Raw genomic sequence first — 26,274 nt, 5'->3', positions numbered from 1 at the left:
CTGCCATCCCCCTCAATGTGCCGCACATCACATTCTATGGATGTCCCAGAATAGGACATCAACCTGCCGTCTCCAACGGCAGTAGCGGGGGCGGGTACGACCACCCCGCCGGCCGGAGGTCGGCACTCGCGGTCCGCACCGCGCCTACTCCCCGGACCACCGACTGCCGCGATCCGGGGTGCACACCACCATCAGGAGACTGACGTCAGGTCGTCGACGGCGACCGGAGCACCGGGCTNGGGGAAGCCGAGCCCGTTCCATCACCTGCCCCGCCCTACGCATAGAGGTCGACATCGCCGGCAACCGCGCGAAAATCTCGATGTTCTCTGCCGCCACGACCGCCGGCGGGCACACTCACTACCGTCCCGCCCACGTGGACCGTTGTCGTGGCGGCACCGCTTCAGACCTCGATCGCGAGAAGATTCGCAAGGTGGCGGTCGATCTGCGGCATGTAGGTCGGAGCGACAGCGAACAGACCCAGATGCCCGAGCACATCTTCGACCACGCGCAGTTCACTGCCCTTGATCAGTTCCTGCTCGGCAGCACAGTCGCGAACCGGGAACAACTGGTCTTCGTCGATGGGAATCACGAAGGTCTTGGCGGTGATCCGTCCGAGTGCAGCGGCCAGGTCTCCCCCGGTATGCCGAGAGACGTCGCCGCGTTGCCAGGCCCAGGATTGAGTGAGGAGTGCGTTGGGATCCATCGCCGTGAAGTAGGGCTCGAGGAATCCGGTGAGGAACGCGTCCAGGGAATCGAACTCCATTGCTCGCCATACTTCTTGCTTCCAGAACTCGGTCGAGAATCCGAGCACTCCCCAGATGTGAGCCTGCCTGGTGAGGCCGTCGACGACCTGCGTATGCGAGGTGTATTCGCCGCCGTTCCAGCCCGGATCCGACAGGATCGCTTCGCGCATGATCTCCGCGATCAGGAAATCACCGGGAGTGTTGCGTGCCGTACCGGCAATCGGTGCGGCGCGCAGAACCTTGTCGGGGAACCTCACCGCCCATTCGTAGGTCTGCTGAGCTCCCATGGAGCCTCCCGTCACCAACGCGAGGCGTTCGATACCGAAATGCTCCCGGAGCAGCCGCTCCTGGGCCACGACATTGTCCCCGATCCGAACACGAGGGAACTTCGACATGGCGATACCTGCGTTGACGCCGGTGGCGTTGTGCGGAGACGTCGACAGACCGTTGCCGATCTGATCCACGCAGACGATGAAATACTTGTTCGGGTCGAGAGCATGCTCAGGACCGATGTATGCGTCACGCCAGATCTGATGGGTCCCCGAGTACCAGGTGGGGATGAGGATTGCGTTGTCCTTGGCTTCGTTCAGCGTTCCGAACGTTGCCACCGCGAGCCGGCAGTCCGGGATCGAGCCACCCTCCTCGAGGTCGAGGGCTCCGATGCCGATCAGGTCGTAATCACCGTGGAAGTCGTGCGTGTAGTACGGGTTGTCGATCATCGAGATCGTCCTCCTGAGCTATGAGAAAGCGGTAGCAGCGCGTGCTCACCCAATGGACATGCACCTACGCCGCCGTGAGACGAGCAGTGGTCGACCGCAGGGGTCGGATATCCGAGAAGGTCAGCTCAGCTGAAATCCCTTGTAGCCGGCCGCGGCGGCCGCAAGAGTGAGTTCTCGGTAGGTGCCGACCCCACCGGTGTAGGACAGCACGCGGCGAGGTTTTCCGGGAACGTTCGCGCCGTTGTACCAGGAATTGGTCTTCGAGATCAGCGTGGCATTCGCGGTTTCGTCGTGGTGGGCGACCCATTCGTCCTCACCCTCGACGGTCGGTTCGATGACGGTGTACCCGTGCTCACGCATGTGCCGGATGCACTCGGTGATCCATTCGGTCTGCTGCTGCAGACAGGTGGTCATGTTGCACAGAGCCGCAGAGGGGGCGAGCGGGGCGCCGGTGGTCAGCATGTTGGGATAGCCGTGCACCATCAGGCCCATCGTCGTGCGGATGTCACGCGACCAGTCGCTCGCGAGCGATCGGTCCTCACGTCCACGGATATCGATTCGTGTCAGCGCGCCGGATCCCGCATCGAATCCCGTGGCCAGGATGATGACGTCGACTTCGTGCAGCGTGCCGTCCTCCAACAGGATCCCTTCCGGGACGATGCGGCTGATCGGATTGCTGCGCACCCCCACTGCTTCGACATTCGGACGGTGGTAGACCTCGAGATAGTTGGTTTCCAGCGGTACCCGGTGTGTACCGAAGCCGTAGTCGGTCGGAATCAACAGTTCACACAGCTTCGGATCCTTCAGTCGCGCACGCATCTTCTCTCGCACGAACTCGGACACCTGCTCACTGACCTCGTCATCGGAGAACACCTCCGCGAAAGAAGCGAGCCAGAGCTTGAGTGAACCGTTGTCATAGATCTCTTCGAGCCTTTCCCGCCGTTGCTCGGGAGTCAGGTCGACCCATGCATGCTCGAAGTCGTACTCGAAGCCACTGAACGTATGCGGCAACGTCGCGCGAAGTTCCTCGAAGCGCTCCTTGTACGCGGCAACATCCCGGTCGTCGTAGGACGGATTCTTCATCGGCAGGGCGTACTGCGGTGTACGGATGAACACCTTCAGATGTTCGACCTTGTCGGCGATGGTCTGGATGACCTGGATCCCGGTGGCGCCGACACCGATCACTGCAACTTTCTTGCCCGCGACATCGGCACCTACCTTCGGCCATCGAGAGGTGTGGAAGATCGGGCCGGCGAAGCTTTCCTGACCCTCGAACACCGACGACATCGGTGCCGACAGCATGCCGGCGCAGGTGATCAGGAACTGGGTGGCAATCGTGTCCCCGCGATCGGTGCGTACGATCCACCGCCTCGAGTCCTCGACGTAGTGCGCGCTGGTGATCGTCGTCGAGAATTGGATGTCGCGACGCAGATCGAGACTGTCGGTCACATAGTGCAACCACTGCTCGATCTCGGGTTGGCCGGGGAAACGCTGGCTCCAGCTCCAATTCTTGTACAGCTCATCGGAAAACAGGTACTGGTAGATGTAGGCCTCCGAATCGAATCGGGCACCCGGATAGCGATTCCAGTACCAGGTGCCGCCGACGTCGGAGGCGGTATCGAAAGCGCGCACCCGCAGCCCCAGCTCGCGAAGCTGATGCAGCTGATACAAACCGGCGACTCCCGCACCGATGATCAACGCATCCAACTCGAGTGACACCTCGGTATCAGCAAGTCCGACCGCAGAGGAAGAGTGAGGCGACATGTCCTAGCCTTTCTGTAGTTCAGGTCACGTGGAAGCCATCATCGTGATGTGCGCCTCACTCAGCTGTCCCATCTTCGGACACTTCCCCGGCTTCGCAGACACGGATATCACCGAGTCCGGCGCCTCTCGCACCGCCAGCACCCCAGCAGAACCGATCTACAACTCAGGGAGGTTTTCGACGACGCGGTGGGCAACCTTCGGCACAGAGGCCTGTAATACATCCGAAATATACTGTCGCGCACTGATTCCTACCACCAGTCCAGTTCCGGACCCATCTTGCCGCATGCTCGACACCGCCGCGATCGCGATCTCGATTCGGGTCGCTGCCGCACCGATATGAGCACACAGTCGGCGATCCGACACATTCCGGCCTTCCAACCGCGACCGTTGGATGCCCCAGAATCCGAACCGTGTTCTGGTAGCTGCAATTCGAATTGCCATCGACTGATCCCTCGTCCCCGGGAGCCGCCACGAAGACGGGACGAACCACAGCGTCCCGACGACCCGAACGAAGGGGACATTCACCGGAGCATGGACACCAGACCGACCGGACCTGTTCAAAATACGCATGATCTTGCAGAAAACGAATAATCTGCACGAGCACCGCCTGATCTTCTCGCCGGCGATCTTCCGCTGACGAGGAGAGCCGACGGGGCACGACACTTCCGGCGCAGGGGGCCGGAGTCGTCNCTGCCCCGTCGGCGGTCAGGCGACCGGCCGCGTCACCGGTTGCGATCGAAATCAACGCGATGACGGAAGGAAACGAGCGGGAATCCGACACCGACGGACAGCGTGGCGTCCGTCACCGCCACAGCCGGCGTCCGCCGAAGGAGAGGCCAATCGTTTTTGCTACGGCCTCAGCCTTAATCCGTACATGGAGGCAGACTCGTCCATACATCGCGCAGCCAACGAACTCGAACTTTGACTGCCTGAGGGAGATCGGCGTACGGCCCATCACGGTGCGCCGCGTCGAGTCGGCAACCATCCAGCGAAGGAACCGCCGCGACCGAGGAGGCGAGGCTGTCCGGGTCGCCCCGTTGTCTTGGTCTGGTTCGAAACATAAGTCGCGTTAGGTACGCTGCTGTCGCTGCTCGGGGGGCCGAGATCGCAGTCCTGCCCGGACGGTTCGGCACGCGACCGCCGGCGCAGGTGCTTGAGCGTGCCTTGGTAAGGAACACTGATGTCACACGAAATGCACCATTTCGATCTGGGACTGTGGGTGCTCTTTCTCGCCTACGGCACCTCGATCGCCGGGTCCTTCGTCGGCCTGTCCTGCGCTCGCCGAGCCGCTACCACCCCACTCGGTCCGACGCGCTGGCGCTGGTTGGTGATGGCAGCCCTGTCCATCGGGGGTGTCGGGATCTGGATGACCCACTTCATCGCCATGATGGGCTTCGCGGTGCCCGGCACCATCATCCGCTACGACCCGATGCTGACGATCCTCTCGGCGGTCATCGCTATCGGCGCGACCCTGTTCGGGCTGTGGCTGGTCGATCTACGGGCCTTGGCCGGGCGTCCGATCCTGGACAGGTCGGCGTTACTGATCGGCGGCGCCGTGATGGGCGTCGCGGTGAGCCTGATGCACTACTGCGGCATGGCCGCTATCCGCATTCGCGGCGAACTGTCCCACGACCCGGTACTCACCGCCGCCTCGGTGGCTATCGGGATCGGAGCGTCCATCGCCGCGTTGTGGTTGGTACGAACGGCATTCATCCGAGCCACGCGTCTGCTCGGCGCGCTGGTGATGGGTTGTGCAGTGGCGGCATTGCACTACACCGGCATGGCTGGAGTTCACGCGTCCTTGGACTCGACGGCCACCATGCCGGAGGGCGCGACGCTCCTCGATTTGATGCTTCCGGCATACATTTTCGGCACGATCATACTGGCCGCGCCGCTCGTCGCATTGGTGCTCGCTCGCCAGAGTGCCGACACCGAGGTCGACGAAGCGATCGCCACGTGGAGCGCGGAGATCAATGATGCTGTCCCCTACCCCGGTGACCGAGGGCAGGAGGCCACAGCTGAACTCGACACTGGTCGGGACGTTCCGCGTCGACCTGCCGATCCCCTTCGCAAGGGTGATGTGCAGGTAGTGCCACACGAACGAGTGCGGTAACCACCTCTCTGGTGAAGGACCCACCGTTCGGCGGGTCCTTCACCAGCCCCCGGCGCACGAGTGTTTGTTGAGGGCAGTAGCATTCGCCGGTCTGGATGCTGCCACTGGTGATCAGTGTGCGATGTACTTGGTGGCGAGATACTCGTCGATACCTTCGACCGATCCTTCGCGGCCGAAACCGGACTCCTTCACCCCTCCGAAGGGTGCGGCCGCGTCGGCGATGATGCCTCGGTTGATTCCGACCATGCCGGTCTCGAGTGCGTTGGCGACTCGGGACGCTCGGTCGAGATTCTGGGTGTAGAAGTACGCAGCGAGGCCGTATTCGGTGTTGTTCGCCGCCGCGATCGCTTCGTCCTCCGTATCGAAGGTGGTGATCGCGGCTACCGGGCCGAAAATCTCCTCACGCAGCAGACGCGCGTCGGGGCTCACGCCGTCGAGAACGGTCGGGGAATAGAACGTTCCCGGCCCGTCAGGACGGCCACCGCCGATGCGGATACGTGCACCCTTCGCGACGGCGTCTTCGACCAGAGCATCGACGGTGGCGCACTGCTTCGCGGTGATCAGCGGTCCGATATCGGTTCCTGCTTCGAGGCCGTGTCCGGTGCGCAAGGCACCGATGCGTGCGGTGAACTTCTCGCTGAACTCTTCTGCGACGCTACGTGCGACGTGGAATCGGTTGGCTGCTGTACATGCTTGGCCGCCGTTGCGGAATTTTGCAGCCATCGCGCCGTCGACCGCTGCATCGACATCAGCGTCATCGAACACGAGGAAGGGGGCATTGCCTCCGAGTTCCATCGACATCCGCAGGAGCCGATCCGCTGATTGACGAACCAGCAGCTTGCCGACACCGGTGGATCCGGTGAACGTGATCTTACGCAGATCAGCACTGTCGATCAGTGGTGCGGTCAGCGCTGCAGCATCGGAGGTCGGCAGAATCGACAGCACACCCTCGGGCAGACCCGCATCGGCGAAAATCTGACCGACCAGCAGCATCGTCAAAGGCGTTTCGGCCGCTGGTTTGACGATGATCGAACATCCGGCCGCCAGTGCTGGACCGATCTTGCGCGTGGCCATGGCCAACGGAAAGTTCCAGGGGGTGATGGCCAGTACCGGCCCGACCGGTTCTCTGGTGACGACGATGGTGCCGGTTCCCGACGGGGACGGCGAGACTCGCCCGCTGATTCGGTTCGCTTCCTCGGCAAACCAGTGCAGGAATGATGCGCCGTATTCGATCTCCGCATACGCCTCGTGGAGCGGTTTACCCATCTCGAGAGTGATGGTGCGCGCGAGGTCGTCTGCCCGCTGGCGGATGAGTTCGAATGCGGTGCGCAGTATTTCGCCACGTCGACGCGAGGGGGTCCGCGCCCAGGCTCCTTGCGCGGTAGTGGCGTGTTCGAGAGCTCGGCGTCCGTCCTCGGGCGCGGCGTCGGCGACATGCGCAATCACGGCACCGGTCGCGGGGTCCTCTACGGGAAAAGTGGTGCCGGTAGACGAATCGACGAGTTTCCCACCGATCCAGAGTTGGGTGGGGACGCCCGCGGGGAGAGTGTGGGTCATAGCTCCTGCCGAGTGTGTGAAGGTTCATCGCCACGCCCGACCAGTCGGCACCCGAAGCGGGAGCCGAGGCCGATGCAGGTCGCTCGGGTGNCCCGCGTTCGGTGGCCACACCCGAGCGGGCGAGCGGGTACTAGCTGGTGGTGACGGACTTGCGTGCCTTGTCCTGGAGGATTTCGAGTGCCCGGATGAGGTATCCACGGAAGACAGTGTGGTTTTCGCTCATCGGGAAGTGGCCGATCTCCTTCATCTCGATGAACTCGGCGTTCGGGATCTGCGCCGCGGTCCGGGCACTGTCCTCGGGGGTGGTGAGGTAGTCGTAGTCACCGGTCAGCATCACAACCGGGCACCGGTCACCGTCGATGTCCGTGAGCTTTCCGCGCAGGTCGTGATCGACCGAGTAGAAGTGCAGGTCACCGCGGAAGGACTCGGAACCCTGGCTGTAGTAGAACCAGGTCTTCCAGCGATCCGCCTCCGGCGACTGAGGTGCCATCAGGTCCCACACGCCGCTCGCGCAGACCTGTGCCGCGTTGGCGTGGGGGTGCTGCCACCAGTCGAGGTAGAAGCCGGGCGAATAGTCCGCACCCTCGACAGGGATGACGCCGGCGAAGCGGTCAGGGTGCCGAAGCGCAAGCTGCAGGGCGATGTTCCCCCCGAACGAGGAGCCCATGAAGATCGGGTTCTCGAGTTCGAGCGCGTCGCACAACGCCACGATGAAATTGGCGAAGTGGTCCGCGGAAAGCTGGTACTCCTCGGTCCACCATTCGGTGTTCTCCGGCGGATCCGACTTGCCGTGCCGCGGCAGGTCGTAGGCGATGACACGGTAGTTGGCGGTGATCTCCTCGTCTTCGAGCAGACCGCGCCACTGGTGGTTGTGGCAGCCGGCGGTGTGCTGGCACACCAGCGGCTGGCCGGTGCCGTTCTCGAGGTAGAAGACCTTGTACAGCAGTCCGTCGACGTCCACGTCGACGTAGTGACCGGTGACCGGGGAAATCTTGCTCATCAGTGTTCCTTACGGCTCAAAGGGGGTGGGAGGATCAGACCGGGACGCCGACGGTGCGCAGGAGTTCGATCTGGCGGGTGATGCACCGCAGGTTCTGCATCAGCACCAGAATGTCGCCTTCGAGCTTCATGTCGCGCTGGAAGCTCGCGGCCCAGATGCCGTGATACATCGGGGCGGGCACCGGGACGCCGAAGTTACGCCAGGTCTCGGCGCTGGCACGCAGCGCGAACTGGTACGGCACATCCAGCGGACCTGGGTCGATCGCGATGTCCACCACGTTGCCGCGGCTCATCTGGATGACGAACGTGTGGTCGGTCATGTCGAGCAGGTACGAGCAGGTGAAGTACTTGCCGTGTGCCTGGATCTCGGGGTCGGTGTTGTTCGCCTCGGTGAACGAGGCAGCCCAGTCGGCCGTGTCGAGGGCACGTGTAGTGACGGTCATGTGGGATTCCTTCGATGAGGGAGACAGCGAGGCCGAGTGCGAGCACTCGCTCCGGTATGCCGACCCGAATCCGGAAAGTGCTGGCCTCCCGGATGCCGTGCCGGCCATGACAGCCATCACACCTCGTGTCCGCCGGGTGCGTCCAATACCTATCCGGCCCGGATCGATAGGCAATGACTACTGGTCTCCCGGGGTGGTGTTGTCTATCTTCGGAAACATGCAACCCCAGCTCGACCTGCGACTTCTGTCCTATTTCGTGGCAGTTGCCGAAGAGCTGCACTTCGGGCGCGCAGCCGCCCGTCTGCACATCGCTCAGCCCTCACTGAGCGTGCAGATCCGCAAACTCGAGCAGAACCTCGGCGCAGTGCTGCTGCTGCGCAGCAGCAGGCATGTCGAACTGACCCCTGCCGGCCAGATCCTGCTCGACGAAAGCCGCCGGTTGCTGGCCAACGCCGAACGAGCAGTCAACCTCACCCGCGAAGCCGCCCACGGCGTCAGTACCCGCAAGTTGGTCATCGGCTTCCAAGGCAACGCAGCTGCCGAGCTCACACCGCACATTCTCAGTACGTTCCAGTCGCTGCATCCGGGCATCCAGGTGCAGATGCATTCCTACGATTTCTCCGACCCGTATGTCGGGTTGGCCGACGGATCCTCCGATGTCGCCTTCGTCCGGCCCCCGCTGTTGATGCAGGACTGGCTGGGCATGGAAACCCTGTTCGTCGAACCCAGGGTGATGGTCGTGTCGGCGAACCATCCGCTCGCCCAGTTGCCCGAGGTGAGCGTCGAACAGGTCACCAACGAGTTCTTCGTCGCACGCAAAGCCCCCGAGAACTGGCGAAACTACTGGCTGGCCACAGAATCGCGCCAAGGCGAACCCGTCCGGGTCGGCGCAGACGTCGCCACCGTCGACGAGTGCTTCGAAGCGATCCTCGCCGAGCGTGGCGTGGCGTTCTCGCAAGCCTCGACGCAGCGTTTCTACAGCAGACCGAGCCTGGCCTTCGTGCCGGTGACCGACATCCCGCCCACCGCGCTGTCCATCGCCTGGCGCACGGATGTCGCGTCCAAGCCCGTGCAGGATTTCATCGACACAGCACGTGCTGTGGCCTCGTTCCATACCGTGCCCGGAGCATGGTCCACCCGGCCTCACAACTCGATCACCGAAGGTGCCCACCGCACGACAGGCTGACTTCTCCTGGCCCCTCGAATCAGCATTCCGATCACTGGTGCCTTCTTACCGAACTCATTGCTCAGCGTGCGAGTACCGCTCGACATCACGAACAATCACAGTCCTTCCCGAGCCGACGTGGACCTGCTGCAGACCGCATCCACCGATCCGGCAGTCCAACTCGCTGCAACGATGCTCGCCTACTATCTCGACCGAAACCCGGAGTTCGACCACTCCAAATGCCTGTGGCACGACCCCCTTGCCGCAGCGATTGCCCTCGGTTCGGTCAGCTTGAACGAGTCCCCCTCGTGCACGATTTCGGTAGAAACCGACGGAGAGCATCGTGGCCGCACGCTCGTGACCTTCGACGAGGACGCATCATCGGACACGTCGGCATCGCGGCACCGCATCGCCTTGTCCGCGACTGCCGATTTCGGCCCCCTTCTCATGAGCGCCCTGCTCCCGAATGCTCAGACACTTCGGAGCCTGACGCACAGATCATCTCTTTGCCCAGTTGCCCACAATGAGCGCCGACCAGGTCACCGACAAGGCCCCCATTGCACGGACACCACCCGAAAACCGACGAAAGCATTGGCTGGTTCAGACGAATCACGACAACTCGGTCACCGATCACCCCACCACAGGCCGGCTCTCACCTACGACGTCGAGACTGCGTTCTTGTCACGACGGCCCCGTCTCACCGAACCCCGGTCAAGGTGCGAAACCTGACCACAACCATCTCGATTGATCCGTCTTTGATGTCCCCGCCACCGGATGCCCCGAGGACACCTACCCCGTCTCGTTCGACGCCTCGCTCATCTTCTCCATGCGTTGCCGTTGCCGAACCCCGTATGCCGTCTCTCGGACGGCGGCGTCGTCCTCGAGCCCCGACCCGAGCGCCCCACCGATGGTCGCAATGGACGTCAGCAACCAGGTGAGCGTCAGATAATCGGAGAAGCTCACCCCGTGCCCGAGAACACGGGACAGCAGTTCCGGGGGAAGAGTCAAACTCGCAGTAGCCAACAGCAGACAAAACAGAGCCACGTGTAGCACGACGACACCGACGGTCAAGGTCACCACGGTCGCGGTGTTGTACAGCACCGAACGGTCACGCTCCTCCGGCGATTTCGGACGCTCCCACAGTTCATGGTCGAGGATCAGCCAGAGAATCATCGCCACGATCGACAGGACCGTCACCGCCCTCATACGCCACGGTCCCATCGTGTCGGCGAACAACCAGATCGTATTGGTGGCCAAGGCGATCGCCCCCCGTGGCGAACGCGCCCACGAGAACCTTCGACAGTCCGGTCACCAGCCGCCACGGCCGGTTGGCACGCATCATCCCCGACAACAACCGCAGTCGCCGCAGTCCCGAAGGCGCAAAATACCGGATGCCGTCCTCGATCTGCGTAGACGGAAACTGCCGCGCGGCCCCGGGCGTGAGTTCCGGCTCACCGAGTATGTAGGTGATCGCAAGTTCGGTGACCGTGCGAACGCGACGCTCGATGTCGAAACCACCCACTCCCGCGACCGAGACGAGCGCGAATTTGTGGTCGGCGCTGACGTCGGCCACCACCGGCAGGGTGTCATCGCGGCGCGGCAGATCGGTGAGGTAGACGACGATGTCTTCGTGTTCCGAAGACGGATCGACCGTGTCGATGACCTCCGCGAACTCCGCTTGCTCGTCGGGAAGATACGGTTCGTTGCGCACGCACATCGTCCACCGGCGCTCGACGCGAGCAGAGCTGCGCAGGCGTTCCGGCAGGTACTCCGCAATGCGTTCGGCCAGTGCCGCCGGCTCGCCCGGATCCGCGATCAACAACACCGAGACCTGCTCACCGCCGGCACCGGAACGCGGTCCTTGCAGATGCTCGTTCGCCGACACCGTCTTCGCGTACCCGCTCGGTACCCCTGCAAACTCCATGCAGTCGCACGCACATTGCCGTGCAGCGCGACGTCGGCTGTCACCCGACGAACTCGCGAGCTTCCGCGATTCGCGATCTCCATCAACAACCCTGGGCACGGGCCGCCCTTCGGTTCGTCGACCTGACGAAAAGCGAACCGAAGGACGGCCCATGTCGTGGAGACGCATTACGGCAGCGCTCACCGAACACCGACAGAGACGGCTCTACCCGGACCTACCCGCAAGCGGGTACGCGGACATCCGTTCGCGGAGCAGCCCCGGCTCCGACTCCTCGGCATGTCGCCGACTCGTACTACTTGTGCGCCAGTGACTGACTTTCCGCCACCGCACGGTCGGGGTGTTTGTCGCTCCGGACCCATCGACCCAGGAGCAGTACCGCCACGCCGGCCACGAGCATGGGAATCGACATCGCATAGAACACTGCACTGGCGGACCACCCCATCCCGAGAGCCGCTCCGACCACGATCGGCCCGACGATTCCACCGATGCGGCCCACACCCAATGCCCAACCGACACCGGTCGAACGCATCGATGTCGGATAGAACACCGCAGACAAGGCGATCAAGCTCTTCTGTCCGCCGCTGATACACACACCCGCAAAGAAGTTGGCAGTCAGCAGGACCCACAACGGCGCACTCAAAGCAAGACCGGTCAATGCGACGAACGCGAATCCGACGATGTACACCGTTCCGAGGGTGAGATACGCACCGAGTCGGTCCATACACGGCCCGGTGACAAACGCCGCAGCGATGCCGCCGACAGTCGTCAGGGTCGTAGCGGTGACCACCGTACCCATGTCGTAGTCCAGGCTCGTCATGATCGACGGTAGCCAGCTCTGCAGTGCGTAGAACTCACCGAGATTGATGACGAAGACCAACCACAGCAGCAGCGTGCCCAACACCCGGTCACGGGTGAACAGGTTCCTCAGTGCAGTGCGCTGTTCGTCAGGCTGCTTCTCTGCCTCGTAGGTGAAGTCGGAGTCGGCGGCGAGACCGGGATCGATCCTGCGCAGGATCGACCTGACCCGCTTGGGTTCGGCACCTTTGTTGATCATCAAGGTGAGCGAGTCCGGCAGAAAGCGCAGCAATGCCGGGAGCAGCAGAAGCGGTGCTACTGCGCCGACGACCAGCACCGACCGCCAGCCGAAGATCGGGATCAGCCAACCGGAGACCAACCCTGCCGCGACGAAACCGAGGGAGAAACCGCAGTAGATCGCCAGGACGAAGGTCGCTCGAAGACGCTTGGGGCTGTATTCGCCCGTCAGCGCGATGGCACTGGGCGCAGCAGCACCGAGTCCCATTCCGGTGATGAAACGCAACGCCATCAGCTCGGTGACGTTCTGCGACCAGGCCGCGGCCAACGTGCCGAGCGCGAAGAGGACTGTGCTCGCAATAATCATCCGGCGGTGACCGAACCGCTCGGACAGCGGCGAGAGCGCCAGATAGCCGACCATCAGACCGGCGAGAGCGGCAGAGAAGATGGGTCCGAGCACCTGTTTCGACAGACCCCACTCCTCGGCGATGTGGGGCGCCATGTAGCTGATGCTCTGGGTGTCGAAGCCGTCGATGAACATGACCAACCCACACAGGCCGATCACGATGTACTGGTATCGACTCACCGGCCGCGAATCGATGAAATCCGGCAGTGTCACGCGCGATGGTGCGATGGACATGAGTGCCTCACAGTGTCTGGTACCGGGATTCCCGGATGTGGTGGTGGTAGCGGATCACGCGGTGACAACAAGATCGCCCGACGGTACGAAGGCGTCGCAGTAGAAGTTGTCCGGTGCCAAACCGGCCTCGTGGACGAAATCCTCGCGTGCCGCCGAGGTCATTGCGGGACTTCCGCATGCATAGACCTCGTGGCCGCTGAGGTCCGCATAATCCTCGAGCACGGCTCGATGAACGAGACCGGTGCGACCGGTCCAGTCCTCGGCGGGATGCGACAGGACCGGAGTGAAGCAAACCCGATCCGAAACCGAGGGCCACTTCTCGGGCGACTCGGGCAGGTAGATATCCTCTTGCCGTCGTGCACCCCAGTAGAGATGCAACGACCGCTCTCCCCCGCGTTTGAGATGGTCCTCGACGATCGACTTCACCGGGGCGAAGCCGGTGCCGCTGGCGACGAAGATGACGGGCCTGTCCGAGTCGGGGTTCAACGAGAACTCGCCGTAGGGCAGCTCGATTCTCAGTTTGCTTCCCTTCTCGAGCGTGCGAAGCACCTCCTCGGAGAATCGTCCCCCCTGCACGTGACGAATGTGCAGTTGCACTCCGTCGTTCTCGTGTGGCGGATTCGCCATCGAATAGTTCCGGCTGTCCCCGTCGTCGAGAAAAACCTTGAGGTACTGACCCGCGGCGAACTTCGCACGCACTCCGGTGGGCAGACGCAGCTGCACGACCGCAACATCGGGTGTCGGGCGAGTGATTCGGTGGACCTTCGCAGTGAGTTGCTTACGTACCACCTTGTCTCGTTCGGTGATCCGCTTCGGTGTGATGTCGACGTCCGTGGTGGGCTGCGCCTGACAGAACAGCACTCCGTTTTCGGGGCCTTGCGCCGTTCCCCGGCCGCGCACCGCGAGGCTGCCGGCATCGAGCGCACCTTCACAACTCGAACACACGCCTTTGCGGCACGAGTACGGGATCGCGTATCCCGCGCGTTCCGCCGCGTCGAGCACACTCTCGTCGGGCTCGCACGGAAAATTGATGTCCGATCCCGTGACGGTTACCTGGTAGGTCATGACGTGACTCCTGCGGTTACGTGTGATGAGGCGCCGACCAGCCGCACCGCCGCGACAACGGCGTCCGCATCGGCTGTTCCCTTGCCGGCGATGTCGAACCCGGCGCCGTGCCCGACACTGGAGAACCGCACGCCGGCGCCGATCGTCATCGCGGCTGCGGTGCGTCCGGCGAGGAGTTTGACGGGAATATGGCCCTGGTCGTGGTACATGGCGACGAACGCGTCGAAGCTGGTATCGCCGAGCATGAGGTCGGCTCCGACCGGTCCGCAGGCGTCGATCCCTGCGGCGCGCAGCCGCTCGACCGCAGGCGCTGTCACCCGCAGATCGTCGTCGCCGAACAGGCCGCCTTCTCCGGCATGCGGATTGATACCGAACACGCCGATACGCGGGGACGCGATGTCCTGGTCCTGAAGGGTCTGCACCACAGCGTGCGCTGCCCTGTACACCAGCTCCGGTGTGAGGCGCCCGAGCGCATCTTTCAATGATTCGTGCAAGGTGGCGTGCACGATGCGCAGGCCGGCACCGACGAGCATCAGGAAAACCTCGTCCGGTCGCGCGCCGACGAGTTCGGCCAGCAGGCCTGGATATCCGTCGAAAGAGATACCGGCGGCGTTGATCGCGGTTTCCGAGTGCGGGCACGCGACGATGCCGCGGGATCCACCGCCCTGCAGGCAGCGCACCGCGCGTTCGAGGTACGCCACGGTCGCCGTCCCGGCTTCTGCGCTCACCCGGCCCGGGGCGAACGCTCCGGGGGGCAACGAGTCGACGGGGAGCATGTCGACCGCACCGGCGAGGGGTGCGCGGTGGCCGTCGACCGTCTCGCGGAGCGTCATGCCGGCCTGGTGGGCGAGCGATTCGATGACATGTCGATCGCCCACCAGGACCGGATTGAATGCGGGATGTTCCTGTGCTGCCACGACGGCTTTCACCGCGATTTCGGGGCCGATTCCGTTCGGGTCGCCGATTGTGAGCAGGACCCGGGGCGGGGACCCGTTCATAGTGGGAGCGCCAGCAAGGTATCGATGTTGGTGCTGTCGCACACCACGACCCGTTCGGCAATCTTCAACTGACCGTCGACCTCCACGTACCGGTCGACATATCGCCCGCTGGTGAAGATGTCGGATTGGCCGTCACGCATCACCCGCACCACCAGGAAGCTGGTTTCGGCATGGATACCGTCGCCGTTCTCCTCCAGCACCAGGGGCTGGCCCAGGATATGACGGTAGGTGTGCCGCTCGTAGATGTTGGCTTCGCGCAGTGCCGATACGCGGTCGACGAGCATGCGGCGAGTGTTGGCCCATACCAGTCCTGCGGGCAGGCCCTCGCTGTAGTTCTGCGCGGTGGTGATCCGGTACATGCAGTCCTCGACGAAAAAGTCCGGCCAACGCTCGAGCGGGCCCTCGTCGATGCAACGGGAGTAGTCGGCCTGCACACGGCCGATTCGCTGGAAGTCGTTCATGCTCATGCCTCTTCCTGTCGGTTCATTGCGGTCCGGTATGCCTTCCAGAAGCCGCGTACCGATGCTTCGGTGACACGGCTCTCACTGGATTCGGCCAGACTTCCTCCCATTTCGAGCACTGCAGACTCGCTTGCTGCACCTGCGATTCCGCGTTGCACGAAACCTCCGACGCAGCCGTCCTCCATCGAGATGTAACCTGCGGGGCCCACCAGGTTGGACTGCTTGAGACGGATCTCCCGCTGCTCGGGCGTGTCTTCTTCGAATCCGAGATATGTCCAGTTCAAGCGGGTTTGCTCGACTCCGGTCGGGAGGATCTGGCGCACGGCCACGGAGTTCTGGATCTGTTGCAGCACGAAACCCGGGAAGACGGAGAGGATCTGCAGCGTCGTATCGTCGCCGACCTCGCTGAACCCCTGGAGCAGCGACGGATCGGCCAGTTTGTAGGCGCTTTCGGATCGGATGTTCTGGTCGGCGTAGGCGACGTCCTTCTCGGCGTCTCGGTCGATCGCCGAGTAACTGACGTGGTGGCCGCCGCTCTCGTCGACGATGATCCCGCCGCGCTGCGACAGGCGGTTGAGTTCGAAGGTGGTGAAGAACAGGTGCAGAATGCTGGCGTGGTAGGAGTCCTTGACGTTCTCTACGTACAGCTTCCAGTTGTTGGGAAGCACCTGCGTGAAGCGTCCGATGATCTCGGGCGCACGGCCACTGAGGACCCGGGCGATCCGGCTCGTGATCTCTTCGCCGAGATACTCTTCGATGTCCGGCACGTCATCGGAAAAGCTTCCGAAGACCAGGCCGTGGAGGACGGCGATGCGCATCTTGCGCGGGCCGTGATCCTCCATGCAGAACGAATCAGGCATTCCCCCTTTGCCTTTGATTCCGTCTTTGAAGGCGACGCCGGTCAGATCGCCCTGCAGATTGTAGCTCCAGGCGTGGTAGACGCAGGTGAAATCCTTCGTGTTCCCGCGGTCGTCCAGTGCCAGGAGGGCACCTCGGTGGGCACAGCGGTTCTCGAATCCGTAGAGCTCCCCGTCGCGATCACGTGCCACGATCACCGGCGTCTCGCCGACGAAGGTCGAGCAGTAGTCTCCCGGGCCGGCTACCTCTGCCTCGAGGCACAGGTAGCTCCAATACGGCCCCTGGAACAGCTTGGTCTGCTCGGCGGCGTAGACATCCTGGTCCTGGAACACCCGATACGGCACTCGGGTGAGGTCGTCGGTCCACTCCACCGGGGTCTCGCGGCCTGTGTCGACAACGCTGCTTTCCATTATTTCTCCTCAGTCTGGACAACCAGTCGGGACATCAGAGAACTCGCTCGCTTGGGCTTGACACACCCCGCGCTTGTTCGTATAACGAACAGATGAGCAATTCTCGAACAATTAAGCAGGACGCCCAAGAAAGTGTCAAGAGTTCTTCCCGCGCCCCCGAAGGAATGGCCGGATTGGCGAAGGGTCTGGCGGTCATCGAAGCCTTCGACATCCGCCACCCACAACTGACCGTCACCGATGCCGCACAGCGGACCAACACCTCTCGCGCCGCAGCACGGCGCTGCCTGCTCACCCTCGTCGAGCTCGGCTACCTGACCCACGACAACGGAAACTTCCGCCCGACACCGAGAATGCTCCGTCTCAGCGGCGCCTATCTGGACACCGCGCCGCTCCCGCAACTCGCCCAGCCGCAATTGACCGAGGCTCGCGATGCGTTGGACGAATCGGTATCGCTCGCTGTTCTCGAAGACGGATGGGCCCTGTTCGTCGCCCGCGCCGAGGCCACCCGGATCGTTTCGACCGGAGTCCGGGTCGGCGCCAAACTGCCCGCCCACAACTCGGCAACCGGTCGAGTACTGCTGGCAGGACTGACCGATACACAACTGGACGACTATCTCCGACAGTGCAACCTCCAGACACGCACACCCCAGACGCTGACCGATATCGATGCCGTCAGGGAACGGATTCTGGCAGCAAGGGAGAGCGGCATGGCGTATACCGACGAAGAAATCGAACTCGGCATGCTGTCGATAGCCGTACCGGTCCGAAACGCCCGCGGTGAAACCGTGGCGGCCATGAGCGTCAGTGCATCCACCGCCAGAACCACCCTCCACGACCTCCAGGAAGCGGCCGTGCCCGTACTGAACGAGTACGCCGAAAGGCTCGGCCGGCTTCTTTGAGGTCTCACCCGGGCCGCGCCCCGTGCGTTACGCGCACGCGGTGGGCCAAGCGCGAGACGATCATTGACACCCAGCTGAGACCCGCAATGACCGATCAGGGAAGTTGCGCTCCCAAACGGATTCGGGGGCCTTACGAAAAACGCAGACGAGGCGACTGCAAACGAGACTTGCCAAGAGATATGGAAGCGTTTCCACAGCGGCCAGGTAGTCTCCCAATGCGCGACGAGCGCGCCTCCTGCACCGAGGTTATATCGCGGGATAACTGTGTCCGACAGTAACGTCGCGCAACCTCAATAAGGCCCCGGCGATCACGACATCCGCACGGCACAGCAACCGGTCGCCGGGCGACACGGTCGGGGATCCTGCAGGATTCGTGGAGGGACGGTGAACCGTACTTTCAGCCGATCGTCGCGTGACCGCGCTGATAGCGACGTGTGGTACGGCGCCGCTTGTGGTGGTGATGTCCCCCCGAACGAACGACCTTGATCACGTTCGGTGCGACGTGGTGCGACGCAACTCGGACGGTTTGATCCCGAAGCGCTCACGGAACGCCGATGAGAACCGGCCCAGGTGGGTGAATCCGGCGTCAAATGCAATATCGGAGATCGATTCGCCGGTCCGAAGTGGATCTTCCAGGCGACGTCGTACCAGATCAAGACGAGCGTTCTTGACGTACGTCATAGGGGGCATTCCTTTGGCGCGGCGAAACCCTTCCTGCAAGGATCGTGCGCTGACGCCCGTCTCAGCTGCCAACCGCGCCAGGCTCCAATTGTCCTCAGGTTCCGCCTCGATCATCTCAATCGCGAGGGCGACCGCATGCGGGGCGGCACTGGGAACCCCCGAATACAGGGTATCGGTCCAGTTGTTGGGCTGGGTCATCAGAAGACTGGTGAGCAGCATGTCCTCCAGTGACCGGCGCAGACCAATAGGAAGAGGGCGTTGTCGGTAAGCGTCTGCCGTGCGAAAAACCATCCGCACGGTGTTGATCCAGCCGTCAGTAGCCACGCTGCGTTTCGACGGCGCCGAGTGTGAGAAGACCAGCGGACGCCCGCTGGAACGGGCCGTCAGCTTGGTGAGATGAGTTCGCATCGCGTCCGCGGGGACGGTGAATGCAATCTGGAGGAGATCCGGCGCCCAACGCATTTTGGGCTCGTCGCGAGGACTGAAGACCACTGCGGTATTAGGGCCCGTCTCGATCTGCTCGCCAGAGAAACGCACGATGCCGTGTCCGTTCAAGGGAACGTGGACGGCGTAATAGTCGAGGGGGTCAGAGGGTTCGACGATCGAATCTCCACCATACTGCATCGAAATCAAGGTGACAGTGTCGAGCTCCATCGCCGCCAGGGATGCATCCACTGCCCGGCAACGCAGGCGGTGCGGCGAGAACAAAGTAGAACCTGCTGAAACCACCCTGTCGACGTCGGAGGACGATACGACGAGATGACGATGGAGTGGTTGCGTCGCACCCATACCTATAGCCTCCGATCACTTTCGGTCAAGTGTACGCATCCCGGTCAAGATTGAGTATTTATCTCTTGAGAACTGCACGAAGGTACCAACATCGGAGCTTCCTACGGCATTTTCGAGAGCATCTTCCCGGCCATATGTCCGCCTGGCGTACGATGACAGCATGAGACGTGGAGAAGGGCCGGACTTCATTGAAGCGCTCGCCAGGGGGTTGGATGTGATCAAGGCCTTTGAGCACCTACCTGCCGAAGCCTCTCTCTCCGACATTGCGGCGGCAACCGGCTTGGCCCGACCCACAGCACGGCGCATGCTTATCACCCTCGAGCAACTTGGCTACGTACGCTCACACGCCAACACATTCATCCTCACACCGCGAGTACTAGAACTCGGGCTCGCATACATTGCGAATTGCGACATCTGGGACCTCAGCCGCGAACACCTGCGCAACCTCGCCGAACAGACGAGAGAGTCTTGCTCCATCGCTCAACTAGACGGATCCGACATCGTGTACGTGGGCCGCGTCGCAGTACCTAAGCTGGTCACATTAAGCGTGACGATCGGTACACGATTTCCAGCTTTACAGACTTCGCTCGGAAAAGTACTGCTCGCAGGCCTCCCCGACGACGAACTCGACTTCGTTCTATCTCAACCCAGTCGCTCCAGGATCCTGCCGGTGTGGCAACCCAGCGTGGACGAGGCGAGGCCTGTCCTACGTGAGGTTCGCGCACGCGGCTGGGCAACGACCGACCAACAACTGGCACCGGGCATCCGGTCCATCGCCGCGCCGATTCGTGATGGTCACGGTGCCACCATCGCGGCGGTGAACGTCAATGCGCACGCGGCGGAAACGTCGATGGACGAGCTGGTGAGCCGATATCTATCGCCGCTGCTACATACAGCGAGTGAGATTTCCGCTGACATCGAGCTGGGAAAGCGCGTGCCGATCGCAGATCTGACCCCGGCCTCGGCCGACTCCTCTGCCACATAGCAACTGCGTCGAACACGACCAGGGATTACCCGCCCGAAAGTCCGGTCCGTGAACGCATAGCGGCAACCTCGAACTCCACCACGGCGGCGAGCTGTGAGGGGGCAGAGAAGAACGGTGAGTGGTCGCAATCGAGCTCGATTATCTCATCAGCGTGAGTGGCCGCCTCGCGTTGGGCCGCAACGTCAACCGCACGATCGGCAGTACACACCACGTACACCGTCGGCACGTGCTCCCAGACCGGGTTGGCTACAGGCTGAACAGGTACACCGCTCCTCATCGGCCGCCACCGAGCGCGTGCGAGCTCACGCAGACTCCGTGGGGTCGTGTTATAGAGGACGCCGTCCGCGTGCGAAGCGAGGGTCATGACGCCGTCCTCGCGCCGCACACAGTTTGTGAATTCTGGAGTATTCCACGAGGACGTCCGTTCCGCCGGACTCTGTCCCCGCAGTGGCATCCGGGCAGCGACGTAGATCAGCGCGTCCGCACGCTCCGCCGCGATCGACACCGGGAGCCCTCCGTAGCTGTGCGTAACCACAAGGACTGGGCCCTCGGAAGCGGCGCGGTCGACAGCAACAGCGACCGCGCGGCAATCCGACTCGAGACTGCTCAATGGTAGATCCACTACGTGCGAACGGATCCCGACATTCTCGAGCAACCCGACAACGATCGTCCAGCACCATCCATCGTGGTTAGCGCCGTGCACCAGGACAACCGACGGTTCACCGGATTGAAATTGAGGTTCCGCCGTCATCGCGCGGCCTGCGCCATAGCGAAACTGTCTTCGTACAAGTGATAGCGCGTGATCATGCCGTCGTGCAATGTCACCCATAAGGCAAATTTCGAGGTAACCGTGCGACCGGTGACCAACACTACCGAGGTGAATTCTCCCAGTACCACGGCGTTATCGGCGTCACCGACGATAACGAAGACTTCGAACCGTCGCGATTCGGTCAGGCTTCCCAGCGACTCGAACAGCTTCCTCATCGACGCGCGGCTGCCTGGCTCGTGGGGCACCCACGGTAGATGACGACTATTAGGGATGTGAAAATCAACCTCTTCAGCAAAGAGATCGGCAGCGTCTGCTGCCTTACCTGCGCCCTGCAGCGCAAGAAGTTCCTCGACGCGATCTCTGGCCGTGCTTGGCGTGCTTGTCATGAAAATCCTTGTCCAAACGGCCGGACCGTGCCCCAACCGCAGCGAGTTAGTGGCACGATCCGGCGTCCTCATGTCTGTGACCGTCAGCGCGCGCCGACAGCCGTCAATCCCTCGACGCGCGGGACGACCGGGTCCGGAATGAACCAGGTGTCGAGATAGTCGATGATCTTGTCCGCATCCTCGAGAGCACAGGTCATTCCGACGTAGAGGTCCGGCCGCACGAGGATCAGCCGGCTGACGGCACCAACCGAATAGCGCTCGTGCAGTTCACCGAGTTCGTCTGCACTGCGGTGGTCGAAGTCGAACGTCGAATCGTCAGAGGTCTCGGTGACGAAGTGCGTCCGTACCTGTCCTGGATGCCGGGCGTCAATCAGACCTTGTACACGCAGCGCGACATCCACCGTTTCGGACTCGTCAGCACCCTCACCCGTGACTGCGACAAGAGTGAAACCGGGATGTCTGAATACGTCGTACAGGCGCTTGTGCGGCTCGACGACCAGCGTTGCGTCGGGCGCACGTTCGCCCGGCTGCGGGCCGTCCAGTGTGCGCAGACCTTCGGGCACCGCTACCACATCGCGGTAGGTGTGTGCCAGCCCCGATACGAGCCGGATGGTCTCTTCCTCCCACCCGGGGACCTGGGTCAGGGGGTACCGCTCCTCGGGCTCGATGCCGAAGCCCATCACGATTTCGTGAGTGGCCATTGCTCCGGCGGTGACCTGCTCACCAATTGGGCGCCGTTCCTGCTCGTAGGTGTCAAGGATGACCGGATCGGATTTTCCCTGCACAACCGCGGCCAGCTTCCAGCCGAGATTGAACGCGTCCTGCATACACCCATTCATGCCTTGCCCGCCGGATGGGGAATGGATGTGTGAGGCGTCGCCGCAGATGAGCAGCCTGTCGTTCCGGTACCGGTCCGCAATATTGTTGAGGATCGGCCACCGGGTGACCCATTCGGGCTCCCCTATCTTGATACCGACGCCGATCCTGTCGGCAACCTCTTGGAAAGCGGCGCGTTGGTCCTCGGCATGGACGTACTCACCGGTCGCGTCACTCATGTAGATGCGCCAGTTCCTGCCCGGAAGCTTGGTGCAGTTCATGAAGAGGTCTTTGTCGAAGAAATAGTTCATCCACCGGTCGTCGAACGTCACATTGGTGAGCTCGACATCCATCATTGACATGGATGCGACTTCCTCACCCCGGAATCCGATACCCGCGGCCTCCCGCACGAAGCTGCGCTTCCCGTCACAGCCGACCACCCACGGCGCCGTCACGATTTCCTCTGTGCCGTCGGCATGGCGGAGCACGGCAGTCACGTCACCGTCCCCACCAGTCCTGTCGATACGGATAACCTCGGTGCGGTACTCGGGGACGAGCGAGTACACCGCCAGCAGATGCTCACGCAGAACCTGCTCGAAGTCGTTCTGGTTGATCTTGTAGTAGAACGGGTACCGAGTCGGCAACGATCGGTAATCGGTACGAGGCTGATCGTCCTCCTCACGTCCGGGGAAATGGTAGATGTTGCCTGGGCATTCAGCGCACACCTCCTCGAGCCGGTGTGCAGCACCGATATGGTCGAACATCTCCATCGACCGCGCATGCACGGTCATTGCGCGAGTGGTGTGTGATGGCCCTTGACGCTTCTCCACGAGCCGAATCTGCACACCGCGGCGCAGAAGTTCGTGAGCAAGGATCAGACCGGTCGGGCCGGCACCGACGATGAGGACTTCAGGATTGTCGTTGGCGCGCATGGTTTTCCTCATCGGTAGTTGTTGTTGCTGGTGTAGTCACCAGCGAGCCAGGACTCGAGATCAGCGCGGGCGGTCGCGCGGCGCTCTGCGTCGGCTTCTTCGACACCTGGTGCATCGACTGTGAATTCGAGTAGAAGCCCGTTCGGGTCGACAGTGTAGAGCGAGCGGCAGTAGCCGTGTTCGAGCACGTAAGTCTCCTCCGGCTTCCAGTTGGCGTCTTGCAGCTTCTTCTCGAGCACCGCCTGGGTCGTGGCGTCGACTTTGGTCGCAATGTGCTGGAACGGCGAATGCGGCATCTCCGGTCCGAACTCGGCTTGGTCCTCCGGGCTCGCGAACTGGAAGAACGCCAGAGCACTCCCGTCGGCCATCCCATAGAAGGTGTGGCAATAGACGCGTTCCTTACCGAAGAGCACGTCAGACTCCTTCCATGTCGCCACCAATGGCATCCCGATAATGTCCTCGTAGAACTCGCGGGTGGCTGCCTGATCGTTGGTGACGTACGCGTTGTGATGCAGACGCATCGGCGGACCCCCCACTCCCCGATCCTCGACAGCCTGGTCTTCGGTTCGCGTGCTCATGGTTTTCTCCCTTGTTCTCCTCACGACCAACCACCCGAACCCGCCCGGCAGTTGTCCGCTATACGGACATAACAGCCCAGATCGGAATGCGAGAGTTTCATCGCGCAGTGACGGATGTAACGCAGGTCATGCTGCCCACGGATCCCGATAAGATCTATCCAGATCGCGCAGAGAATACGAATAGCGCAGGAAACAGCTGGAAAAAGGCCATTCAGGCTGGCGTAGACCGCACCCCACAAGCCATACTCGCTTCGCCGACCCAGCTACGGGGACAGGCACCTGCAATCAACCGAGAAGCAACGGACAGTTGTCCGCATTACGTTCTCGGGCTACACGGGAGGCACCAGATGACGTCGACAATTCACCCACCCGAACCCGCTCCGTCCGCTGCCGACACTCACGTACGGCCCTTACAAGGCATCCTGGTAGCCGACTTCTCCCGGATCCTCGCGGGCCCGTACGCCACAATGTTGTTGGCGGACATGGGCGCTGAGGTCATCAAGGTAGAGAGCCCGGGTGGGGACGACACGCGCTCCTGGATGCCGCCGGTACGACCTGACGGGGTATCGACCTATTATTCTTCGGTCAACCGCAACAAGCGATCCATCGTGCTGAACCTGCGGGATCCCGACGACGCTGCTGCCGCTCGGGAACTCGCCCGCCGCGCCGACGTGCTGATCGAGAACTTCAAGCCCGGCAGTTTAGCCAAGCTGGGACTGGGTTACGAGCACGTGCAACGGATCAACCCCGCAATCGTGTACTGCTCGATCAGCGGGTTCGGCACCACCGAAGGAGCAAACCTTGCAGGTTACGATCTGATCGTCCAGGCGATGTCAGGTTTGATGAGCCTCACCGGCGATCCAGACGGACCTGAATATCGCGCAGGCATCAGCGTTTTCGACGTGATCACCGGATTGCACTCTGCGATCGGAATTCTTGCTGCTTTGCGGCATCGCGACATCTGCGGGACGGGCGCCGGCCAACATATCGAGACCAGTTTGATGGCGTCGGCCCTGAGCGGACTCGTCAACCAAACTGGCGCCTTTGTTGCGGGCGGAACGGTACCCACTCGCATGGGTAACGCCCACCCCAGCTTGTTCCCGTACGAGCCGCTGCCGACCGCAGACAACGATCTGATCGTCGCGGCCGGTAACGATGCCCAGTTCCGGCGACTCGTGCAAGTGCTCGGCATAAGCGAGATCGCCGACGACCCACGTTTCAGCACCAACAGCGACCGCACCACCAACCGCGAGGAACTTCGCCCAATCCTGGTGGAGCGACTGCGCACCGACACGGCCCGCTACTGGTTCACCAAACTCAACGCCGCTGGCGTCCCCTCGGGTCCCATCAACACCATCGCCCAAGGCGTCGAGTATGCCGAGGAACTCGGTCTCGAACCCGTTGTCGAAGTGGGCGCCGCCAAAGTGCCCGGTATCCGCAATCCGATCTCGTTCTCGGCGGCAACACCACGCTACGATTTCGCGCCCCCTGCACTTGGCGAGCACACCGACGAGATCAAGAGATGGCTGTCAAATCCAGATGTCACGGCACAGCTGCCTGAAAACTCCACTCCCACCCGAAACAAGGAAGACGCCTGATGCCGCACCCCTCGATCAACGCTGACTCGATCGCGCCGTACTCCACCTCGCTGGGGACCTCCTCGGCAACCGAAATCCGGCTGCTTGGCCACGACCTGGCCAACGAGCTGATGGGCAAGGTCAGCTTCGGCGAACTGGCGTTCTGGCTCGTTGCATTGCGACGCCCGCAGCCTGGGGAACTGCGCTTGTTCGAGGCAGTGTTAGTTGCGCTGGCCGATCATGGGTTCACTCCTACCGCCCTAGCAGCTCGGCTCACCTACCTGAGCGCGCCCGAATCCATCCAGGGAGCCATGGCTGCGGGCCTGCTCGGTGGCGGGTCACGCTTCCTCGGCGTCACCGAGGACACCGGGCGCTTCCTCTCCACCGCACTCGCGTCCCGTGAGGGTCTTCCCATCTCCGAAACCGAGTGGGACGACTTCGCGCTCAGCTTGGTCCGTACCGAGCGTGCCGCCGGACGGATCGTTCCTGGACTCGGGCACCCCAATCACAAGGGCGGCGACCCGCGCACCCCCATCATCTTCGACATCGCTGCCGATGAGGGGATTACCGGTCCTCACTTAGCACTGTTCGCCGCCCTCGGTAGGGTCAGCGAACGCGGACTTGGAAAGAAACTCCCGCTCAATGGAGCCGGCGTATGCGGTGCCGCGCTCGCCGATCTCGGTTTCCCGCCCGATATCTTACGCGGATTCGCGCTGCTCGCGCGGTCTGCGGGCCTCCTCGGTCAGATTTCCGAAGAAATGCGGGCGCCCATCGCCAACCGCATCTATATGGAGGTCGACCGCAACGCCCAGTACGTGTCTCCCCCAAGTGACGGCACATAGACGACCGATCCTGTGTCAGGTGGATGCCATCTGACACAGGATCGTCCTGAGTACAGCAAAGGGACTTCACAGTACTGCACATCCTGTGCAGTACGGCGGCTGGCAAGGCTCATCCGCACTGCGCACCGT

22 protein-coding genes and 1 pseudogene are annotated in these 26,274 nt (G+C 62.5%); 7 read left to right on the top strand and 16 right to left on the bottom strand.

What is annotated here, in order from left to right; genetic code table 11:
* Positions 1–400 precede the first annotated feature (400 nt).
* Positions 401–1,462 (bottom strand): alpha/beta fold hydrolase, encoded by a 1,062-nt coding sequence (locus ACLBYD_RS19955; RefSeq protein WP_447817804.1) that lies wholly within the window; start codon positions 1,460–1,462, stop codon positions 401–403.
* A 120-nt stretch (positions 1,463–1,582) separates the two neighbouring features.
* Positions 1,583–3,226 (bottom strand): flavin-containing monooxygenase, encoded by a 1,644-nt coding sequence (locus ACLBYD_RS19950; RefSeq protein ID WP_447817803.1) that lies wholly within the window; start codon positions 3,224–3,226, stop codon positions 1,583–1,585.
* Positions 3,227–4,406: 1,180 nt separating this feature from the next.
* Here ACLBYD_RS19950 and ACLBYD_RS19945 point away from each other — a divergent pair.
* Complete coding sequence (locus ACLBYD_RS19945) at positions 4,407–5,339, top strand: MHYT domain-containing protein (RefSeq protein WP_447817802.1); 933 nt, start codon at positions 4,407–4,409, stop codon at positions 5,337–5,339.
* A 111-nt stretch (positions 5,340–5,450) separates the two neighbouring features.
* Here ACLBYD_RS19945 and ACLBYD_RS19940 read toward each other — a convergent pair whose 3' ends face one another.
* The 3 genes from ACLBYD_RS19940 to ACLBYD_RS19930 all read right to left on the bottom strand — a co-directional run bounded on the left by ACLBYD_RS19940 (position 5,451) and on the right by ACLBYD_RS19930 (position 8,338).
* A complete protein-coding gene (locus ACLBYD_RS19940; protein WP_447817801.1) occupies positions 5,451–6,896 on the bottom strand; it encodes an NAD-dependent succinate-semialdehyde dehydrogenase in 1,446 nt (481 codons plus the stop codon).
* 130 nt (positions 6,897–7,026) lie between these two features.
* On the bottom strand, positions 7,027–7,896 hold the full coding sequence (locus ACLBYD_RS19935; RefSeq protein WP_447817800.1) for an alpha/beta fold hydrolase: 870 nt from the start codon (positions 7,894–7,896) through the stop codon (positions 7,027–7,029).
* 34 nt (positions 7,897–7,930) lie between these two features.
* The gene (locus ACLBYD_RS19930) at positions 7,931–8,338 is read right to left on the bottom strand and encodes a hypothetical protein (protein WP_006553284.1); all 408 of its coding nucleotides are present in this window, start codon (positions 8,336–8,338) and stop codon (positions 7,931–7,933) included.
* A gap of 217 nt (positions 8,339–8,555) precedes the next feature.
* Here ACLBYD_RS19930 and ACLBYD_RS19925 point away from each other — a divergent pair, with 217 nt between their 5' ends.
* Both ACLBYD_RS19925 and ACLBYD_RS19920 read left to right on the top strand, forming a co-directional pair.
* On the top strand, positions 8,556–9,524 hold the full coding sequence (locus ACLBYD_RS19925) for a LysR family transcriptional regulator (protein WP_447817798.1): 969 nt from the start codon (positions 8,556–8,558) through the stop codon (positions 9,522–9,524).
* Between the two features lie 66 nt (positions 9,525–9,590).
* On the top strand, positions 9,591–10,232 hold the full coding sequence (locus tag ACLBYD_RS19920; RefSeq protein WP_447817797.1) for a nucleoside hydrolase: 642 nt from the start codon (positions 9,591–9,593) through the stop codon (positions 10,230–10,232).
* 60 nt (positions 10,233–10,292) lie between these two features.
* Here the strand turns inward: ACLBYD_RS19920 and ACLBYD_RS19915 are convergent.
* The 6 genes and pseudogenes from ACLBYD_RS19915 to ACLBYD_RS19890 all read right to left on the bottom strand — a co-directional run bounded on the left by ACLBYD_RS19915 (position 10,293) and on the right by ACLBYD_RS19890 (position 16,891).
* Positions 10,293–11,388, bottom strand: a pseudogene (locus ACLBYD_RS19915) (hypothetical protein).
* A gap of 331 nt (positions 11,389–11,719) precedes the next feature.
* On the bottom strand, positions 11,720–13,078 hold the full coding sequence (locus ACLBYD_RS19910) for an MFS transporter (RefSeq protein WP_432714993.1): 1,359 nt from the start codon (positions 13,076–13,078) through the stop codon (positions 11,720–11,722).
* Between the two features lie 75 nt (positions 13,079–13,153).
* Complete coding sequence (locus tag ACLBYD_RS19905; RefSeq protein WP_447817796.1) at positions 13,154–14,164, bottom strand: 2Fe-2S iron-sulfur cluster-binding protein; 1,011 nt, start codon at positions 14,162–14,164, stop codon at positions 13,154–13,156.
* On the bottom strand, positions 14,161–15,081 hold the full coding sequence (locus ACLBYD_RS19900) for a PdxA family dehydrogenase (protein ID WP_447817795.1): 921 nt from the start codon (positions 15,079–15,081) through the stop codon (positions 14,161–14,163). Before ACLBYD_RS19900 ends, ACLBYD_RS19905 begins: the two co-directional genes overlap by 4 nt.
* A 77-nt stretch (positions 15,082–15,158) precedes the next feature.
* Positions 15,159–15,629, bottom strand: coding sequence for an aromatic-ring-hydroxylating dioxygenase subunit beta (locus ACLBYD_RS19895; RefSeq protein WP_120285013.1), 471 nt, complete (start codon positions 15,627–15,629; stop codon positions 15,159–15,161).
* Positions 15,626–16,891: a Rieske 2Fe-2S domain-containing protein gene (locus ACLBYD_RS19890; protein WP_447817794.1), complete on the bottom strand. Its 1,266-nt coding sequence runs from the start codon at positions 16,889–16,891 to the stop codon at positions 15,626–15,628. The genes ACLBYD_RS19895 and ACLBYD_RS19890 overlap by 4 nt, the downstream gene beginning before the upstream one ends.
* Before the next feature lie 92 nt (positions 16,892–16,983).
* On the opposite strand from ACLBYD_RS19890, the gene ACLBYD_RS19885 reads away from it, so the two are divergent.
* Entirely contained in the window at positions 16,984–17,790 is an 807-nt protein-coding gene (locus tag ACLBYD_RS19885; RefSeq protein ID WP_174247169.1) for an IclR family transcriptional regulator domain-containing protein, read from the top strand.
* Positions 17,791–18,276: 486 nt separating this feature from the next.
* Here the strand turns inward: ACLBYD_RS19885 and ACLBYD_RS19880 are convergent, their stop codons facing one another.
* Positions 18,277–19,260 (bottom strand): AraC family transcriptional regulator, encoded by a 984-nt coding sequence (locus ACLBYD_RS19880; protein ID WP_447817793.1) that lies wholly within the window; start codon positions 19,258–19,260, stop codon positions 18,277–18,279.
* 160 nt (positions 19,261–19,420) lie between these two features.
* Here ACLBYD_RS19880 and ACLBYD_RS19875 point away from each other — a divergent pair, with 160 nt between their 5' ends.
* Complete coding sequence (locus ACLBYD_RS19875; RefSeq protein ID WP_447817791.1) at positions 19,421–20,245, top strand: IclR family transcriptional regulator domain-containing protein; 825 nt, start codon at positions 19,421–19,423, stop codon at positions 20,243–20,245.
* A gap of 25 nt (positions 20,246–20,270) precedes the next feature.
* On the opposite strand, the gene ACLBYD_RS19870 is transcribed toward ACLBYD_RS19875, so the two are convergent.
* From ACLBYD_RS19870 to ACLBYD_RS19855, 4 genes are all read right to left on the bottom strand, one after another.
* Positions 20,271–20,996: an alpha/beta fold hydrolase gene (locus tag ACLBYD_RS19870; RefSeq protein ID WP_447817790.1), complete on the bottom strand. Its 726-nt coding sequence runs from the start codon at positions 20,994–20,996 to the stop codon at positions 20,271–20,273.
* Positions 20,993–21,400 (bottom strand): nuclear transport factor 2 family protein, encoded by a 408-nt coding sequence (locus tag ACLBYD_RS19865; RefSeq protein ID WP_447817789.1) that lies wholly within the window; start codon positions 21,398–21,400, stop codon positions 20,993–20,995. Before ACLBYD_RS19865 ends, ACLBYD_RS19870 begins: the two co-directional genes overlap by 4 nt.
* A gap of 83 nt (positions 21,401–21,483) precedes the next feature.
* Positions 21,484–23,148, bottom strand: coding sequence for an FAD-dependent oxidoreductase (locus tag ACLBYD_RS19860; RefSeq protein ID WP_447817788.1), 1,665 nt, complete (start codon positions 23,146–23,148; stop codon positions 21,484–21,486).
* A gap of 8 nt (positions 23,149–23,156) precedes the next feature.
* Complete coding sequence (locus ACLBYD_RS19855; RefSeq protein ID WP_447817787.1) at positions 23,157–23,726, bottom strand: VOC family protein; 570 nt, start codon at positions 23,724–23,726, stop codon at positions 23,157–23,159.
* Positions 23,727–24,073: 347 nt separating this feature from the next.
* On the opposite strand from ACLBYD_RS19855, the gene ACLBYD_RS19850 reads away from it, so the two are divergent.
* Together ACLBYD_RS19850 and ACLBYD_RS19845 are read left to right on the top strand one after the other, a co-directional pair.
* Positions 24,074–25,324, top strand: coding sequence for a CaiB/BaiF CoA transferase family protein (locus tag ACLBYD_RS19850; protein WP_447817786.1), 1,251 nt, complete (start codon positions 24,074–24,076; stop codon positions 25,322–25,324).
* A complete protein-coding gene (locus tag ACLBYD_RS19845) occupies positions 25,324–26,145 on the top strand; it encodes a citryl-CoA lyase (protein WP_060654649.1) in 822 nt (273 codons plus the stop codon). Before ACLBYD_RS19850 ends, ACLBYD_RS19845 begins: the two co-directional genes overlap by 1 nt.
* Positions 26,146–26,274: the final 129 nt, after the last annotated feature.

Source organism: Rhodococcus sp. C26F, assembly GCF_053345925.1.
The sequence above is the reverse complement of the archived record's forward strand: the minus strand, read 5'-3'. Positions and strand labels throughout refer to the sequence as shown.

Coding starts and splice junctions, on each gene's coding strand:
- ACLBYD_RS19930 (WP_006553284.1), bottom strand. CDS start 8,338: ATGACCGTCACTACACGTGCCCTCGACACGGCCGACTGGGCTGCCTCG.
- ACLBYD_RS19870 (WP_447817790.1), bottom strand. CDS start 20,996: ATGACGGCGGAACCTCAATTTCAATCCGGTGAACCGTCGGTTGTCCTG.
- ACLBYD_RS19940 (WP_447817801.1), bottom strand. CDS start 6,896: ATGACCCACACTCTCCCCGCGGGCGTCCCCACCCAACTCTGGATCGGT.
- ACLBYD_RS19905 (WP_447817796.1), bottom strand. CDS start 14,164: ATGACCTACCAGGTAACCGTCACGGGATCGGACATCAATTTTCCGTGC.
- ACLBYD_RS19895 (WP_120285013.1), bottom strand. CDS start 15,629: ATGAGCATGAACGACTTCCAGCGAATCGGCCGTGTGCAGGCCGACTAC.
- ACLBYD_RS19845 (WP_060654649.1), top strand. CDS start 25,324: ATGCCGCACCCCTCGATCAACGCTGACTCGATCGCGCCGTACTCCACC.
- ACLBYD_RS19925 (WP_447817798.1), top strand. CDS start 8,556: ATGCAACCCCAGCTCGACCTGCGACTTCTGTCCTATTTCGTGGCAGTT.
- ACLBYD_RS19880 (WP_447817793.1), bottom strand. CDS start 19,260: ATGGGTGCGACGCAACCACTCCATCGTCATCTCGTCGTATCGTCCTCC.
- ACLBYD_RS19955 (WP_447817804.1), bottom strand. CDS start 1,462: ATGATCGACAACCCGTACTACACGCACGACTTCCACGGTGATTACGAC.
- ACLBYD_RS19850 (WP_447817786.1), top strand. CDS start 24,074: ATGACGTCGACAATTCACCCACCCGAACCCGCTCCGTCCGCTGCCGAC.
- ACLBYD_RS19885 (WP_174247169.1), top strand. CDS start 16,984: ATGAGCAATTCTCGAACAATTAAGCAGGACGCCCAAGAAAGTGTCAAG.
- ACLBYD_RS19935 (WP_447817800.1), bottom strand. CDS start 7,896: ATGAGCAAGATTTCCCCGGTCACCGGTCACTACGTCGACGTGGACGTC.
- ACLBYD_RS19855 (WP_447817787.1), bottom strand. CDS start 23,726: ATGAGCACGCGAACCGAAGACCAGGCTGTCGAGGATCGGGGAGTGGGG.
- ACLBYD_RS19875 (WP_447817791.1), top strand. CDS start 19,421: ATGAGACGTGGAGAAGGGCCGGACTTCATTGAAGCGCTCGCCAGGGGG.
- ACLBYD_RS19945 (WP_447817802.1), top strand. CDS start 4,407: ATGTCACACGAAATGCACCATTTCGATCTGGGACTGTGGGTGCTCTTT.
- ACLBYD_RS19890 (WP_447817794.1), bottom strand. CDS start 16,891: ATGGAAAGCAGCGTTGTCGACACAGGCCGCGAGACCCCGGTGGAGTGG.
- ACLBYD_RS19860 (WP_447817788.1), bottom strand. CDS start 23,148: ATGCGCGCCAACGACAATCCTGAAGTCCTCATCGTCGGTGCCGGCCCG.
- ACLBYD_RS19865 (WP_447817789.1), bottom strand. CDS start 21,400: ATGACAAGCACGCCAAGCACGGCCAGAGATCGCGTCGAGGAACTTCTT.
- ACLBYD_RS19950 (WP_447817803.1), bottom strand. CDS start 3,226: ATGTCGCCTCACTCTTCCTCTGCGGTCGGACTTGCTGATACCGAGGTG.